Genomic DNA, 15,221 nt, shown 5'->3' with positions numbered 1-15,221 from the left:
TCTTTTCCGCTTCCATTGCTAAACATTTAAAGTAACTCACATCTCATTACCTTGAGGTGCGGGTCACTGAAAAACTAACCGCATGGAGGCGCTATGTTAATTCCTCGTTCTAAAAAGCAACAAGGTCAAGGCATGACCGAATACATTGTAATCTTGGCACTGGTTGTGGTGTCGGCTATTGGTGTGTATTCATTACTTGGCAAAACGGTTCGTAATCAAGTAGCGGGCGTGGCTAAAGAAATTGCTGGTCAGTCTGCACAACAAGACATAAATGATGCCCGAACGGCTGCGCAAAGTGCATCAACGACAGCTAACCGCGATTACGGTTTAAATAACTATGACGATTCAAACAGACGCTAAGGGTATATTACAACGCGGCCAGGTGCTTATGCTGGCTGCGTTTGTCCTTGCCGGGCTTATGTTTGCAGGCTTAGCAGTGGTGCGAATTGCTTTGCAATCTCAAGAGCAATTACATGTGCAGCATGTGGCCGACCATGTAGCCGACGCGGCAGGTATTATTGCTACCCGCGACCTAAATTTCAAAGCCGTTACTAACCGCGCTATGTTTGCCAATGAAGTGGTCATAGGGCAACTAATGGGCTTAAGCTCATGGTTTTCAATGACCAGTCAAACAGCGATGAACGTGGCCTTAGTAACGAGCTGGCTGCCCTATTTAGGCCAAGCACTGCGCGTCACTGCACAAGCGGTGAAATATGCCGACCGTGCCTTCCAAAGAGGCTTGCGCACAATGATAACCGTGCAACAAACGGTTATTAAAGGCTTAGAAACAGCCCAGACTGTTTTTCATACGGCTAGTTGGCTCGCAACCTTAACTACCATGGAAGATATCGTTCAGCAAAGTCATCCGGAATACGAACTCGCCCTGTTAAATCATGCCACGTTACAATCAATTGATAGTGTTTGGTTGCGCTTGCAAACGCGTCGCAGTGAACGAGCTGATGAAATTGAATATGTTGAAATGGTGGGGGCTAGCCGCGATGGCTTTACTGAGCAGAGAACTTACCGGTGGTTTACTACATCATTTATAAAAGCTAATAAGCTTGGTGCCAGTGAAGTGGGGTTACAGCGTGGCAAAGTATATTGGCAAGCCATTGATGTAACAGCATTACAATCTAGGCAAAGATTTAAAGACGTAGAATTACCCTTCGGTTGGGGAGGTAATTATTTAGACAAGCCTTTGCCCGCTCGGCAGCGTGGGCTGGCTTATGGTGGTAGTTATAAAGTTCTTCCAGTTACCAGTGGCTTAGCTTCTCGTTATGCGTTGCGTATGGTCGGTGGTCATTCTGTCCCGCGCCAGTTTGTTTTGCAGCCCGATGCCAGTGCTCCCACTATTACCATTGTGGTGCGTAAACCAGCGAATGAAGAAACGGGTAAGCCGCGGCTGTGGGGCGCAGGGCGTACCCGTCTTGTTTATTCTCGGCCAGATCGTTGGTGGCCACGAGCAGACCAAGCAACCGAACGGGCTAATTTATTTAATGCTCTTTGGCGGCGCCAAAAAGCACCTATTAATGTTCTTGAGCTTACATTGCTGGAGGAACAAGTATGAAGTACCAAAGGGGGCAGGCTTTAGTCGAGCTGTCGTTGGTTGTCACCGTGCTAGGGTTGTTTCTGGTGTGGGCGTTGCCTTTATTACATGAGCAGTTGCTCGAGCGGGCAGAAACACAAGAGCAGGCACAAATTATACTTCGGCAAGCATCTTGGCGTGATAGCCACGAGCTTCCACAGTTAAGCTTCGAACAGTTGCAAGAGCACTATGGCTATGAGCAGCGAGAAGCGCCCAATGTAGACATAGCTGTTAGCGACAACTATGCCTTTTCCGCTGCAGTGGCGCCCCTATGGGATCGTGTCAGTGAGGGTTATGGCCTTGCTATGCCAATCCGCAACTTATATTCCATGAGTCTTACCCAGCCTAATGAGGAAAATGCATGGTTTAAGTTTGTGAGGCTGAGCGATGATTGGTCACCACGACAAGTGGCTGATCTTGAAGCGCGGCCAAGAAAACTTACTACTTCGCATCTTTTTGAAGAAATAGGGGTGCATCGGCTGCAAAATTTTTTAGCTATTCTTCCATTTGCTAAAGAGCTTCATTCGAATCAATTAAAGCTGGGTTATATTGCTTCAGATGTGGTGCCCGCAAGAGCTATTTGTACGCGAGAGCCTTGCCATGACTAGTTTGTTTTTAATTAGTATTTGGCCAGCTGTGCTTAGTCGCGAACTCCTTATTGAGCCCGTCGAAGTTATGGGGCTGAGTGTGCAAAGCTGGTTCAGCGAAGAGCCAAATGATCGTATAAAGGCGCAATTAAAAAACGCCAGTTGCTTGGTACTGCCAGAAGTTCAATACGACACCTGGCAGTGCCTTACGGCTGAAGCTATTTATAGTTGGGACTATTCAGTTCAACCAAGTATTTGGAGTGAAAGTCGCCGTGTGGGAGACCCCAACAAACCCTATCAGTTACAGTGGGGAGCTGGAGAACTAACAGTAGAATCAAGTCGTCAAGCACTCTATCGAATTTATTATCAAGTACGACAAGAAGCCCATGTGGCGGGCGCTAATATTTATCTTGAACAACAATTTCAAGGCGCATTTGTTTATGGGTGGAAGCGCAATGGGCGCGACTACGTTGTTACGGCATGGCGTAACGATGACGGTAATGTTCTTATTGTTCGCTTAGATCGCGAGGAACAACAATGAGTACACCGAGTAAAACGCCTGGTCGAATTCCTCTTTGGTTTTGGCTGCCCGCTGTACTTGGGCTTATTGCCGCCTTTGCTACGTGGTGGCTCATGGGCCTATATATAGAACAAAAAGTGGAAGAGCGACCACGGTTACCTGCCCTGCCAGTGGAAGAGCATCAAGTAATAGTGCCGCGCGAAGACCTTCTGCCCGGTGTGACTATTGAATTAGAGCATTTAGCTATACGCCAACTAGCTGCCGCTGCTTTACCCACAGATGTATTTTTTGGCGAGCGTGTTGAAGAAGTGGTTGGTCGAGTTGTTATTAGTCACATTAACCGTGGTAAGGCGATCCAAGAATTACATTTAGTGGAGCAAAGTAGCCAAACCTTGAGTGAGCAAATTGCAAAAGGGCATACAGCATTTACTTTGCCATTAGAAGCCAGCTGGACCCATGCCCATAGTATACAAAACGGTGATGTGTTTGATTTCTACGCTGCCGATTTAGGTCGTTGGCGGCGGTTATTAAGCTCGGTAAGGCTTATTAGTTTAGCGCCGCAGTTACCGGCTAACGAACGGGCTTTGGGCTCGCAGCGGTCGTTTACTCATGCGGTGTTTGAAGTACCAGTGCAAGCTTATGCTCACTTACTGATTTTACATCAGCAGCAACAGCTTGTGCCAGTGTTGCAAACGGCGCACAAAGAAGTGGGACCAGAGTTTTTAAGTTTGCCGTTAACGGTTGAAATTATTCAGCCGGGTAGTCAAGTGCAAACCAATGAGGAGTGGCCATGAAATATTTAATATTATTGCTTTGGTGCGGTGGTGCTTTGCTGGCTACTGCTGTTCATGCAGGTGACCAGCAAATAATAAAGCTCACTCAGGGCAATTCACATATTTTAACAAGCCATAACACTATGGCGAGTAATGAAGAGGTGGTCAGAATTGCTATTTCCAACCCTGAAGTAGTGAATGTGCAACTACGGCAGGGCGACATTTTACTTTTTGCCCTAACACCTGGGCAAAGCAAAGTACATTGGTGGCTAGAAAATGGTGAGCATTATGAAATAGCAGTTGCTGTGTATTCAGAGCAACGTTATATGCTAAATCAATTTCTAGAGTTGTTGGTGGAAAGTAACACTATTTATCGTCGTCAAAACCCCTCTACTATTTGGTTAAGTGGCCAAGCGACAGCTGCTGAAGGAGAACGCTTAACCGCGCTAGCAAACACTTTTAGTGAACTTAATATTTCGCAATTAGAAATAGCAGAACAACAGCCCCGCATGGTTGAAATGGAAGTTCAGGTGGTCGAATTAAGGCGCAGTTACTTAAAGCAAAAGGGGCTAATGTGGAGCCCAGCGGCACAAGGGCCGGCGGTGGGTTTGCTTTCCGATTGGTTAGGAGGGCGTAGCTTTCGCCTGTTTAATGATCAGTCAGAAGCTTGGCAGCCTAATATAGCCGAGCTTGGGCAGCAATCTTGGTCTGGTCTAAATGGCTATGTTGGCTTACAAACCAGCTTGTCGTCTACGCTTAGGTTGCTTGAAGAGCGCGGTGAAGCACGTATTTTGGCTACCCCACGCCTGCGACTAGAGTCTGGCGAACAGGCTAATTTTTTAGCCGGGGGTGAATTACCTATTCCGCAATTAAATAAAGACGGTGCCATGGATGTTACCTTTCATCCCTACGGCATTAAAATAGTGACCGCGGTTGATATTCAAAATAATGGTTTTCTTCGGACCGAAATAGAAGCAGAGCTTAGCCGTATTGACCATGCGGTTGCAGTGCAAGGTGTACCAGGCCTACTAACACGCCGAAGCCGTTCAGTGGTTGTACTTCCGGCTCGAGAAACAGTGGTTCTTTCTGGCTTGAAAAGTACCGAAAGCCAAACCCAGCGCAGTGGTCTGCCAGGACATAGAAATGTTTGGAGTATGTTTACTGGGCTTACATCAGGGCACGAAGATTCACGACAAGACACCGAGTTGTTAGTTTTTATTACCCCGCGGCTAGTAGCTGAAGAAGAGCAACGCCAACATCGTCGCACCCAACGTACCCGTGCGTACCGAGCTCATTTGAACCTAGCTGGTTGCCGCGGATTAACGGCACAAGCGATTTAATTGAAGGAGCGAGACATGGATGTCTTTCAACAATTAAAGCAGCAGGCACTTACGGTGCTTGATTTGCACCGTGCAAAAATAGATCACTTTTCAGATGACGAAGTGCGTACCTATTTAGCCGATATAATTCGAAGCGTGGCAGAGCAGGTGCCTGGTTATAGTCTAGAACAAGATAAAGAAGGGCTTATTGATCGTGCACTCGACGACTTGCTTGGGCTTGGTCCTTTAGAATCTTTGCTTCGCAATGACAAGGTGTCTGAAATAATGGTGAATCGGTATGACACGGTATTCATTGAGCAGAATGGCCAATTACAGCGTTCCGACGTTACATTTAATGATGAGGTGAGTGTACGGCGAGCAATCGAGCGTATTGTAACCCCGCTTGGCCGCCGGATTGATGAAAGTTCACCAATGGTAGATGCACGCTTAGCTTGTGGCTCGCGGGTTAATGCCGTTATTCCACCATTAGCCATCGACGGTAGCTCTATTACTATTCGTAAGTTCTCACAAACGCGGCTATTACTAGCAGACTTAGTTGCCAACGGCAGTTGTAATGAAGCCATGGCAACCGTACTTGCTCATGCAGTACGTGTGAAACAGAACATTATGATTAGTGGTGGTACCGGTAGTGGCAAAACTACCTTATTAAATGTTCTAGCAGACTCTATTCCTGCTAGGGAGCGTATTGTCACCATAGAAGATGCGGCTGAATTGTCTTTGCACAAAGAAAATTTGGTACGCCTAGAATCACGACCAGCGAACCAAGAGGGCGAAGGCAGTATAAGTATTCGCCAGTTAGTTATGAATGCGTTACGTATGCGGCCAGATCGCATTATCGTTGGCGAGTGTCGTGGTGGCGAAAGTCTCGATATGCTTCAAGCAATGAATACAGGCCATGATGGTTCGATGACGACCTTGCATGCCAACACCCCACGCGATGCCTTACGCCGGCTAGAAACCATGGTGCTTATGGCGGGCATCGACTTACCTCTTTTAGCGGTTCGACAACAGGTTGCAAGTGCGGTGCAGTTAGTGGTGCAAATATCCCGAGATGCGCAAGGCAAGCGGCGAATTACTTCTATTACCGAAGTACAAGGTATGGAAGGGGAGGTGGTGAGGCTCTCAGAAATATTTAAATGGAACGACATGCAACACAAGCATAATGCCTGTGGTGAAATACCGTTGTTTGTTAGTCAGGCTGCGGAAGCAGACAAAGCACGCTTAATGAAGTGCTTAATAAGCGAAGGGTTAAATTAATGGCAGCCATTATCATTGTTCTTGTTTGGGCCTTAAGTACGGCGGTGCTAGCGGTAGCGGTAATTACCTTTAAGTATTTAGTGAAACGAGTTGAAACTGAATACGAGGTGCGCTTGCAACGTGGGCTAGCAGAACTGTTTATGTTTTTGCCGGCAAGGCAACTATTAGTTTTTTGGGCTCTGTTAGTGCTTTTTCTGACTACAGTACTGTTGGTATTCAAGGTAAGTTGGATTATGGCTATTGTGCTTTTAACGGGCACAGCCATATTGCCGCCTTATATCTATAAGCGCCTGGTTAAAAACAGAAGAAAACGGTTTGTGGCACAACTACCCGACGCTTGCATGCTAATAGCCAACACGCTTCGAACCGGCGGCACGGTGGCGGGTGCTATACACTTTGTTCGCAGCAATGCAGCGGCGCCTTTATCCCAAGAGTTCAGCTTAGTGTCGCGTAGTTTGCGTTTAGGCTCAAGCTTAGCCGATGCATTGCTGGCGCTATACCAAAGGCTTCCTTCCGACGAGCTAGAGCGCATGGTTACAGGCTTATTGTTGGGGCAAGAGTCCGGTGGTCAGCAAGCCCGATTGTTAGAGCAAATTTCAGCTAGTTTACGGTCGCGAGCGCAGCTAGCACGGCGTGTACATAGCCTTTCAGCACAAGGCAAAATGCAAGGCAAAGTTATGTCGGGGCTACCCTTTTTTCTTGCTACGGCATTGTGGTTTCTAGAGCCAATAGCAATGGAACACTTGATGAGCACGCCATTAGGCTGGATCTTGCTGGCAACTATGGTGTTACTGATTGTGGTGGGGCATTGGCTAATAAAACGTACGGTAAACATTGAGGTGCCGTTATGAATGTGTTTGTTGTAGCTATGGGCATGAGTGTGTGGGGCCTATCGGCGTCGCTCACAGCTTGGTTTAGTAGTAGCTATGGCCATGCATTTTGGTGGCCCAAATGGTGCGTGTTCTTATTTGGCAAATTACCAAGAACACTACAACGCAGGTTCAAAAAAACCATGACTTTGGCTGGGTACACAAAGCAGGGGGTTAAGTTATGGTTTGGCAAAGCTAGTGTAATGACCACCATAGGAATAACAGGCGTATTGTTTAGCCCAATTGGAATAGTACAAGTGCTAGGCTTGTTTGTAGTTTTTTGGTCTTGGCTACCTCTTATTAATGCCGGGCGTAGTGCTGCTGCTAGGCAACGGCAAGCGGTGTTGGCATTACCCGTAATGATGGACGCTTTAGCTATGCTTCTGGCTACGGGTATCCCGTTAGTTTCGGCATTACAGCGTGGCATGAGCCGGAATCGTAGCAATGCTCTGCAAGATGAATTACAAATTGTGTTACAAGACATTCGCATGGGAACAAGCTTAGCCAATGCCCTAGATCTGTTTTGTAGTCGCTTACCTCGCCCTGAAATACGGTTATTTGCGAATTTGTTGCTGCAGTCAAGCCAGCAAGGGAATAGCTTAGCACCGCTATTAGAGCAGCAAGCCAAAACTCGCCGTGAAATAACTGCTGCAGAAATTGAACAGTATGCACAAGAAGCGCCTGTGCGTTTGCTTGGCCCCTTAGCCATCTGCATTTTCCCCGCCACTATTTTGCCCTTTGTCGGCATTATCATTGCGAAAATAACTATAGGAGGCTAAAGCATGGACTCCTATAAAACGAATAACGTGGTGCTTAAGTTGGGCTGCAACAGCCAGTTTAATCTGCATACTGCTACTAGTTTTAGGGCGCGATTACTAGGCTGGCGAGCCCGCGGAAAGTGCGATGGTGTTTGGCTGAAACCTTGCTCGTCTATTCAAACGTTCACGGTAAAACAGTCATTTGACGTTATTTGGCTGAACAAAAAAAATGAAATTGTTCGTTTAGACTTTAAAGTGCGGCCCAATCGTATTTTAAGCTGTAGGCAGGCGCATAGTGCAATTGAATTGCCCGCGGGCGCCTTAACTTGTTTGCGGCAGCAACTCAATCTTTTAATATAAGGATATGTTAAATGAGGGAACTAATTGTCGTTGTAACTACCTGCTTTATGCTGGGTTGTAGTGCTGTTGGCGAGTCGGACTATGCATTGCAGTTAACCGAATCGCGCATTCAACAAGCATATAAACGAGGCGACTTAACTGCAACGGAAGCCTTGTTAAGGAATCGTTTAAAGCAACAAGGGAGTGACTCAGCGTCTTGGTTAATGCTGGGCCAAGTGCTTATGCGCACACATGATTACGCTGCTGCGCAGCAGGCGTATGAAACAGCGACACGACTTGATCCAGCTCATGGGCCGAGTTGGTATCACCTAGCTATCAGTCATTTGCGGCTAGCAACTGAAGCGTTAATTGAAGCCGACGGGCAAATGGATAATGACGCCCCCTTACCGTTACTGTTGTGGTTGTTGGAACTACAAACAGGTAAACCTATGGAGCCACTGACGCTTTGAATAAAAATAACAGCGGCTTTGTGCTTGTTACCTTCGTCACGCTGTTTATGGCAAGCTTTTCGGTAATTTGGTTACTGCACTTAAATAGCTTGCATCGGCAACAGTTAGAGTTTGAAGGCAGGTATCAATACCAACTACATCAAGCGCGAGTGCAATTATTTTGGCTGGCACGAGACAAGCCTGAAGAACAAAGCTGGCTGGCATGGCAAACAAGCTTAAATGTACAGCAATGGCTAACAGCGCTTGTGCAACAGGGTATTGCTGCACAAATTGAAATAAACCCAGTGAGCCTAGTGGTGGAAACAGGATCGCCACGGCAGGCAAGCCAATTAAGTGAGCGCATGGTTCATAGTATCGCTGAAGGCTCAGCGGTAAAGCTGCAGCTACCTGAAGATACGGTCAGTGGAGAAAATGATTTATGGTTAGACCGACACTACCGACCGCACTTACCCATGGCCACAAACTTGGTTAGTAATAGTACCAAGGGGGTGAATATAGGTACTTTAGAAGGTGACCAGGTGCATTTCCATCAATTACAGAGCAGCCAATTAAACAGCGAACATTTAACGGCAACAGTGTTAGAAACACAACATATTCGGCAAGGGCAGGCGCTTAATGTAACTAGCTTGCAAGCAGTAAAGGTTACTAATGAGCAAACCGCAGCTGTTGCTGCAGAAATACTGACGAGCAAGGTGGGTTCCGCTGCAGTTGGCTCTGCAACGTTAGAAAATTCAACAGTGGCTACAGCTACAGCGAAAATAAGCTCCGCTTTTAATATTGCCGCGGAGCAGGTTAAGGCTTATCAGCCGGTTCAGTTACAAGGCGATGCGCGGGTGCGTTTAAATACGATTTATAGTCAATTGGCAGGGCTTGAGCAGTCTATTTATTACTGCATTGAAGAAACATTATGGTGCCTTGCGCCAGTTAAACCAAACGCGGTAATTCAAAGCTGTAAAAATTGTCAGTTAGAGCAGCAAGCAATACACTTTGAAGCTGAAATTACTATTAATGTTGGCTTGTGTATTCATGGCTGTGGAGTCCGGCTTTCAGCGCCTACGGGTGTAGCAGTAAGCTGCTCAGCACCAAGTATACCAGCAAGGCAGCAGGGGCAGTTACGTTGCCAGCTGTCGAGTACCTTAGCAAATATGGATGAGCTAGCATTTGATTTGCAAGTAGACATTTACAGCGAGAAAAATGCAGCAGTGTACACGCGGCTTATAACGCCTATTCGCTGGCAAGTAAGCGCTCTTTCGTGCGCACCAGAAAACCATACCGTAACTGTTGGGGATTCAGCGCCTACCATGAGCTACACCTTTTATTTACCGGAACACCCAGGTGGCGAACTCTATTTTTGGAGTGGTATGGTTTACCAGCAATGTCGTGCATCAGGCCAAACAACATTTATGCGCTGCGAATTATTTGCTTCTTGTGGTACTAATGGCCAGTGGCAAACAATAGAAGGGCGCTGCAGTTGCCTGAATTGATAAGCAAGGGTTAACGGTACTGCCGTTAACCTACTTTGTGTTTCAGCATACGCTCTTTCTCGCGGGCCCAGTCACGATCTTTAATAGTGTCACGCTTGTCATGAGCCTTTTTACCTTTTGCGAGGTAAATTTCTAGTTTAACCCAGCATTTTTTCCAGTACATAGCGGTGGCAACAATGGCGTAGCCTTCGCGATCAACTTTATTCATTAACGTACTTAATTCACGTTTTTTCAATAAAAGTTTACGCGTACGTTCAGGATCGCACACAACGTGCGATGAGGCACTTTGCAGCGGTTGGATGTGAGAGCCAAATAGAAAAGCTTCCCCATCTTTCAGGATCACGTAGCTGTCGGCAATATTTACTTTGCCTTGGCGAATACTTTTTACTTCCCAGCCTTGCAGTTCAATACCCGCTTCAAATTTATCTTCAAGGAAGTATTCATGGCGGGCCTTTTTATTCAAGGCAATGGTGTTATTAGCTGATTTTTTTGATTTCATAGGCCTATTATACCTTTTGCAGCGCAACAGAAAAGGGGAAAGAATAATTACAATGCTATAAAGTCGTCGTGGCTCGATGTAGAATGCTTGCTTCGTTTATTTTGTCGTAAATTTAGGACTTAAGTAATGTCTCGAATTGAGCGAAGCGCGCTCGTACCTTATAGCGATTATCAAATGTTCTTGCTAGTAAATGATGTGGCGCGTTATCCAGAGTTTGTCCCTAGTTGTGAAGCGTCACGTATTATCAGTGAAACAGAACAAGAAATCGTTGCCGAGCTGTCTATTAGCAAGGCGGGTATCCGCCATGCCTTCACGACGCGAAATATATTAACTAAGCCTACTGAGGTTAGGCTTGAGCTGGTAGATGGGCCTTTTAAGCGATTGTCCGGGAGCTGGGAATTTCAAGCCTTAGCTGCAGATGCTTGCAAAGTAACCTTGCGGCTCGACTTTGAGTTTTCTAGCAAACTGTTACACTTTGCCTTCGGTAAAGTGTTTAACGAGGTTACTTCACGTATGGTGGACGCATTTGCCCAACGGGCGCGGCAGGTTTATGGTCATGGCAAATAATATAAGTATTGAAGTAGTTTACGGCACGCCGGAGCGACAAAAAATACTCAATATTAGTGTACCAGCAGGAACAACAGTGGAACGAGCCATTGAGCTTTCTGGTATGCAACGATATTTTCCCGACATGAAAGTAGAAAAAAACCGAGTGGGAATTTGGAATCGTAGCTGTAAGCTAACCGATATAGTTAAAAACCATGACCGCATTGAAATTTATCGCCCATTGATCGCTGATCCGAAAGAAAACCGGCGGCGTCGAGCGGAGCGAGCAAAAGAAGAAGGGCGAGCTGATCAAACCACCGGTGGCCGCCCAGATAGAATGCGCCAAACTGGCACGGCTTCAAACTCAGAAAATGAGTAGGGGTATATGGTCATGAAGTTGTATGTAATGCGACACGGAGAAGCTGAGCCTCCTCGTGCTGGTTATGGTTTGCCAGGCGCCGACGCTGCTCGTGTGCTTACTTCGGCGGGTCATGCAGAAGCTGAAAAAGCTGCTCAGTGGCTGAGTATTCAGCAGCCTAAAATAGACTTAGCCATTGTTAGCCCTTACGTGCGGGCACAGCAAACGTTTAAGCACGTGGCGCACCAGCTGCCTATAGAAGTGATAGAGCAAAGTAATGAAGTAATGCCTGAAAGTGATCCGCAGCTATTTGCTGGCGCATTACTCGCTCGGCTACAAATTGAACCGGCAGAGTCTATTCTGGTAGTGTCGCACATGCCTTTTGTGTGTTACTTGGTCAATTATTTAGACGCCGGTATTCAACCGCCACTTTTTCCAACGTCGGGTATAGCGGTGCTCGATTTAGAGCCGCTTGCTATGAGTGGCAAGTTTAAGCAATTTTACCGTGACACCGATGACTGAGAGTAACTTGCTATGAGTGATGAAAAAAATAAGCTGGGCGATGGTTTAAAAACCATCGGCGATTGGCAACGCTACATTGCCACTCAGCTACATCAAGCGGAAATATGGTTTGGCCATGGAGCGGTTGACGGCTGGGATGAAGCAAATTTGTTTTTATCGGAATTAACCCAAATACACCATACTAAACTAGCCAATTACTTAAACTGTCGTTTAGCCAAGCACGAGCGCAAACAATTGGTGCAATGGTTAGAGCAGCGTTTAGAAAAACGTATTCCGGCAGCCTATTTGGTGAACAAAGCCTGGTTTGCTGGTTTACCTTTTTATGTCGACGAGCGGGTGCTTATTCCGCGCTCGCCTATTGCCGAACTTATTGAAAACAACTTTGCACCTTGGTTAAGCACAGAGCCTGAACAAATTTTAGACTTGTGTACCGGCTCCGCTTGTATTGCCATTGCCTGCGCCTATGCCTTCCCAAATACTATTGTTCATGCCAGCGATATTTCCGACGATGCCCTACAAGTAGCAGAAATAAACGTAGTTGATCATGATTTAGAAGAGCGGGTGGCGTTATTTCAGTCCGACGGTTTTAACCGCCTACCCGAAACAAAATATGATTTAATTGTAACTAATCCGCCCTATGTGGATTCAGACGACATGGCCGACTTGCCAGAAGAGTATTTGCACGAACCAGAACTGGGCTTGGCGGCAGGTAACGACGGGCTAGACTTAGTTCGCGAAATACTGCTTCAAAGCCCCGACTATTTAACCGCTGATGGTGTGCTTATTTGTGAAGTGGGTAACAGCTGGGTACATATGACTGAATTATGGCCTGACGTGCCCTTTGTATGGTTGTCATTTGAACATGGTGGCGAAGGTGTATTTGCTATTAGTCGTACTGACTTAGTAGCTGCACAGGCGCTATTTAGCACGCAATAGTTTCTGTAACATATAATTTCAGCAATAACCGAACCTGTGGGAGTAATATATGGCCGGTAATAGCTTTGGTGTTCTTTTCACAGTAACAACAAGCGGTGAAAGTCATGGGCCGGCATTAACCGCTATTGTCGACGGTTGCCCACCAGGCTTGGAGCTCACTGAAGCCGATTTACAGCGTGAGCTCGACCGCAGAAAGCCAGGCCAAAGCCGCTATACCACAGCCCGCCGTGAAGCCGATGAAGTAGAAATACTCTCGGGTGTGTTTGAAGGCAAAACCACCGGTACCCCCATTGCGCTGCTTATTCGCAATACAGATCAACGCAGCCGCGACTACTCCGACATTAAAGACTTATACCGCCCGGGCCATGCGGACTATACCTATGATCAAAAATATGGGGTGCGTGATTATCGTGGTGGAGGACGTGCCTCGGCCCGTGAAACAGCCATGCGCGTAGCTGCTGGCGCAATTGCTCGTAAGTTTTTAGCTCAGCAAGGTATTACTATTCACGCTGGTATGACGCAAATGGGGCATATTGTTGCCGAGCAATACAACTTTGCTGCCGCCAAAGAAAATAGCTTCTTCTTTACTGATCCAAATAAGCTCGATGAGCTTGACGCATCTATCCGTGAATTACTAAAAGCCGGTGATTCAGTTGGCGCCCGCATTCGCGTGGTGGCTAAGGGTATGCCAGCAGGTTTGGGCGAGCCAGTGTTTGATCGCCTCGACGCAGATATAGCCAAAGCATTAATGAGTATTAACGCCGTAAAAGCGGTAAGCATTGGTGACGGTTTCGATGTTGCGGCCCAGCGCGGCAGTACCCACCGCGACGCTATGACTCCAACAGGCTTCAGCAGTAATCATGCTGGTGGCGTGCTCGGGGGTATTAGCTCAGGGCAACCATTAGTAGCCGATCTTGCCCTAAAGCCCACGTCGAGTATTACCGCACCTGGTCATACTATTAATACCCAAGGTGAAGCACAGAGCATTAGTACCAAAGGGCGCCACGACCCATGTGTTGGAATTCGGGCTGTACCTATTGCCGAAGCCATGTTGGCATTAGTGGTTATGGACCATTGGCTACGCCAACGGGCTCAAAATGGTGGCATTACACCCGCAGGATATAAAATCCCATGAGCGAAGTAATGAGCAAGCAAGACGGTAACAAGCTACGTTGGTCCTACTTCGGTTACTTTGCCGTATTAGCACTGATCATGCCTTACTTGGCAGTGTTCCTAGATGCGTTAGGGTTTAAGTCACGTGAAATAGGTGAGCTCATCGCTATTTCAACCCTGTGCCGTATTGTTGGCCCACCACTTTGGGCCACCTATTGCGACTATAAAGGCAAGCGCCTGCCGGCGATTCGCGTCGGTGTATTCACCACCTTTGCGTTATTCTTTGCCCTAAACCAAGTCACCAGTTTTGCTGGCGTTGCTTTGGTTATGGCCTTAATTAGCTTTTTTTGGTCGGCCATATTGCCTCAGCTAGAAGTGGTTACGCTGAATACTTTGGGCAACGAACAGCATAAATACAGCGGTATTCGAGCCGCAGGTAGCATGGGCTTTATTGTGGTTGCTCTAGTTGCAGCCTGGCTCATTGATTGGGGTGGCAAAACCAGCTTCCCGTTACTGGCTGCGTTTTTAATGATCCCGCTCATGGTGTCGGTGGTGCGGCTTAAGGAAGTTCGCCAAATCGCACAGCAGGTGGTGGAAGGGGCCAGTGCTTCTTTGCTGCAAAATATACTGAAGCGGCAGTTTTTGTCGTTTATGGCGGCAAGTATATTACTGCAACTTAGCTTTGCGCCATTCTATGCCTTCTTTGCATTGTATTTAACGCAGCTTGGCTATTCACCTTTTGCCATTGGCGCCGTTATTGCCGTTGGTGTTGTGGCCGAAGTGGTTATGTTTTTGGTTGCCAGTAAGCTATTAGTGCGGTTTCGCTTGTCGCGTGTTTTGGCATTTTGTATGGCCTTTACGGCTTTGCGTTGGTGGTTAGTGGCAGACTTTGGCGCCACACTATGGTTACTGGTTTTTTCCCAGTTACTGCATGCTTTTAGTTTTGCGCTCCAACATAGTGCCGCCATGCGGTTTTTACACCGCCATTTTCCCAAATCGCAACAAAGCCGTGGCCAAGCCATTTATATTAGTGTGGCTTGGGGTGGCGGTGCCGCCATTGGTGCTTGGGTGTCGGGTATTACTTGGCAAGACGGTGCTGGCGCGTCATTTACTTATTCATTAGCCGCTATAGCAGCGTTGATCGGTATGGTGTGTGCATTAGGTATTGCTCGCGACAAACAGCCCCAATGAGATTACCCGCTCCCTGCATGCGATTGGCGGGTAGCTATAGGCTAGCAGTTGGTGGTTGAATCCTAGATAATCGA

At 47.1% G+C, this 15,221-nt stretch carries 19 protein-coding genes; 18 read left to right on the top strand and 1 reads right to left on the bottom strand.

Annotated elements, in window-relative coordinates; translation table 11 throughout:
• Nucleotides 1-93: 93 nt before the first annotated feature.
• Genes M1L23_RS09800 through M1L23_RS09745 form a run of 12 tightly spaced genes read left to right on the top strand, consistent with a single transcriptional unit; the run spans nucleotide 94 to nucleotide 9,982 of the window.
• Complete coding sequence (locus M1L23_RS09800; RefSeq protein WP_252627191.1) at nucleotides 94-360, top strand: Flp family type IVb pilin; 267 nt, start codon at nucleotides 94-96, stop codon at nucleotides 358-360.
• Nucleotides 338-1,567, top strand: a complete 1,230-nt coding sequence (locus M1L23_RS09795; RefSeq protein ID WP_252627190.1) for a hypothetical protein — start codon at nucleotides 338-340, stop codon at nucleotides 1,565-1,567. The genes M1L23_RS09800 and M1L23_RS09795 overlap by 23 nt, the downstream gene beginning before the upstream one ends.
• Complete coding sequence (locus M1L23_RS09790; RefSeq protein ID WP_252627189.1) at nucleotides 1,564-2,193, top strand: type II secretion system protein; 630 nt, start codon at nucleotides 1,564-1,566, stop codon at nucleotides 2,191-2,193. Before M1L23_RS09795 ends, M1L23_RS09790 begins: the two co-directional genes overlap by 4 nt.
• On the top strand, nucleotides 2,186-2,713 hold the full coding sequence (locus M1L23_RS09785; RefSeq protein WP_252627188.1) for a hypothetical protein: 528 nt from the start codon (nucleotides 2,186-2,188) through the stop codon (nucleotides 2,711-2,713). Before M1L23_RS09790 ends, M1L23_RS09785 begins: the two co-directional genes overlap by 8 nt.
• Complete coding sequence (locus tag M1L23_RS09780) at nucleotides 2,710-3,486, top strand: CpaB family protein (RefSeq protein WP_252627187.1); 777 nt, start codon at nucleotides 2,710-2,712, stop codon at nucleotides 3,484-3,486. The genes M1L23_RS09785 and M1L23_RS09780 overlap by 4 nt, the downstream gene beginning before the upstream one ends.
• The gene (locus M1L23_RS09775; RefSeq protein ID WP_252627186.1) at nucleotides 3,483-4,805 is read left to right on the top strand and encodes a pilus assembly protein N-terminal domain-containing protein; all 1,323 of its coding nucleotides are present in this window, start codon (nucleotides 3,483-3,485) and stop codon (nucleotides 4,803-4,805) included. The genes M1L23_RS09780 and M1L23_RS09775 overlap by 4 nt, the downstream gene beginning before the upstream one ends.
• Before the next feature lie 15 nt (nucleotides 4,806-4,820).
• A complete protein-coding gene (locus tag M1L23_RS09770) occupies nucleotides 4,821-6,062 on the top strand; it encodes a TadA family conjugal transfer-associated ATPase (RefSeq protein ID WP_252627185.1) in 1,242 nt (413 codons plus the stop codon).
• Nucleotides 6,062-6,913, top strand: a complete 852-nt coding sequence (locus M1L23_RS09765; protein ID WP_252627184.1) for a type II secretion system F family protein — start codon at nucleotides 6,062-6,064, stop codon at nucleotides 6,911-6,913. The genes M1L23_RS09770 and M1L23_RS09765 overlap by 1 nt, the downstream gene beginning before the upstream one ends.
• Nucleotides 6,910-7,710: a type II secretion system F family protein gene (locus M1L23_RS09760; protein ID WP_252627183.1), complete on the top strand. Its 801-nt coding sequence runs from the start codon at nucleotides 6,910-6,912 to the stop codon at nucleotides 7,708-7,710. Before M1L23_RS09765 ends, M1L23_RS09760 begins: the two co-directional genes overlap by 4 nt.
• 3 nt (nucleotides 7,711-7,713) lie before the next feature.
• Complete coding sequence (locus M1L23_RS09755) at nucleotides 7,714-8,049, top strand: DUF192 domain-containing protein (protein ID WP_252627182.1); 336 nt, start codon at nucleotides 7,714-7,716, stop codon at nucleotides 8,047-8,049.
• 11 nt (nucleotides 8,050-8,060) lie between these two features.
• The gene (locus tag M1L23_RS09750) at nucleotides 8,061-8,498 is read left to right on the top strand and encodes a tetratricopeptide repeat protein (protein ID WP_252627181.1); all 438 of its coding nucleotides are present in this window, start codon (nucleotides 8,061-8,063) and stop codon (nucleotides 8,496-8,498) included.
• Nucleotides 8,495-9,982, top strand: coding sequence for a hypothetical protein (locus M1L23_RS09745; RefSeq protein WP_252627180.1), 1,488 nt, complete (start codon nucleotides 8,495-8,497; stop codon nucleotides 9,980-9,982). The genes M1L23_RS09750 and M1L23_RS09745 overlap by 4 nt, the downstream gene beginning before the upstream one ends.
• Before the next feature lie 25 nt (nucleotides 9,983-10,007).
• On the opposite strand, the gene smpB is transcribed toward M1L23_RS09745, so the two are convergent.
• A complete protein-coding gene (gene smpB / locus M1L23_RS09740) occupies nucleotides 10,008-10,481 on the bottom strand; it encodes an SsrA-binding protein SmpB (protein ID WP_252627179.1) in 474 nt (157 codons plus the stop codon).
• A 126-nt stretch (nucleotides 10,482-10,607) separates the two neighbouring features.
• Between smpB and M1L23_RS09735 the strand changes: the two genes are divergently transcribed.
• The 6 genes from M1L23_RS09735 to M1L23_RS09710 are packed head-to-tail and all read left to right on the top strand — an operon-like array spanning nucleotide 10,608 to nucleotide 15,147.
• On the top strand, nucleotides 10,608-11,048 hold the full coding sequence (locus tag M1L23_RS09735; RefSeq protein ID WP_252627178.1) for a type II toxin-antitoxin system RatA family toxin: 441 nt from the start codon (nucleotides 10,608-10,610) through the stop codon (nucleotides 11,046-11,048).
• Nucleotides 11,038-11,406, top strand: coding sequence for an RnfH family protein (locus M1L23_RS09730; protein WP_252627177.1), 369 nt, complete (start codon nucleotides 11,038-11,040; stop codon nucleotides 11,404-11,406). The genes M1L23_RS09735 and M1L23_RS09730 overlap by 11 nt, the downstream gene beginning before the upstream one ends.
• 12 nt (nucleotides 11,407-11,418) lie before the next feature.
• Complete coding sequence (gene sixA / locus M1L23_RS09725; protein WP_252627176.1) at nucleotides 11,419-11,907, top strand: phosphohistidine phosphatase SixA; 489 nt, start codon at nucleotides 11,419-11,421, stop codon at nucleotides 11,905-11,907.
• Nucleotides 11,908-11,919: 12 nt separating this feature from the next.
• Nucleotides 11,920-12,843, top strand: a complete 924-nt coding sequence (gene prmB / locus M1L23_RS09720; RefSeq protein ID WP_252627175.1) for a 50S ribosomal protein L3 N(5)-glutamine methyltransferase — start codon at nucleotides 11,920-11,922, stop codon at nucleotides 12,841-12,843.
• A 49-nt stretch (nucleotides 12,844-12,892) separates the two neighbouring features.
• The gene (gene aroC / locus M1L23_RS09715; protein WP_252627174.1) at nucleotides 12,893-13,978 is read left to right on the top strand and encodes a chorismate synthase; all 1,086 of its coding nucleotides are present in this window, start codon (nucleotides 12,893-12,895) and stop codon (nucleotides 13,976-13,978) included.
• Nucleotides 13,975-15,147 carry an MFS transporter gene (locus M1L23_RS09710; RefSeq protein ID WP_252627173.1) on the top strand — a complete coding sequence of 391 codons (1,173 nt, stop codon included), beginning with the start codon at nucleotides 13,975-13,977 and terminating at the stop codon, nucleotides 15,145-15,147. The genes aroC and M1L23_RS09710 overlap by 4 nt, the downstream gene beginning before the upstream one ends.
• Nucleotides 15,148-15,221: the final 74 nt, after the last annotated feature.

The organism is Aliidiomarina quisquiliarum (assembly GCF_023922585.1).
Lineage (GTDB): Bacteria > Pseudomonadota > Gammaproteobacteria > Enterobacterales > Alteromonadaceae > Aliidiomarina > Aliidiomarina quisquiliarum.
This window is presented reverse-complemented; position numbering and strand designations above follow the sequence as displayed.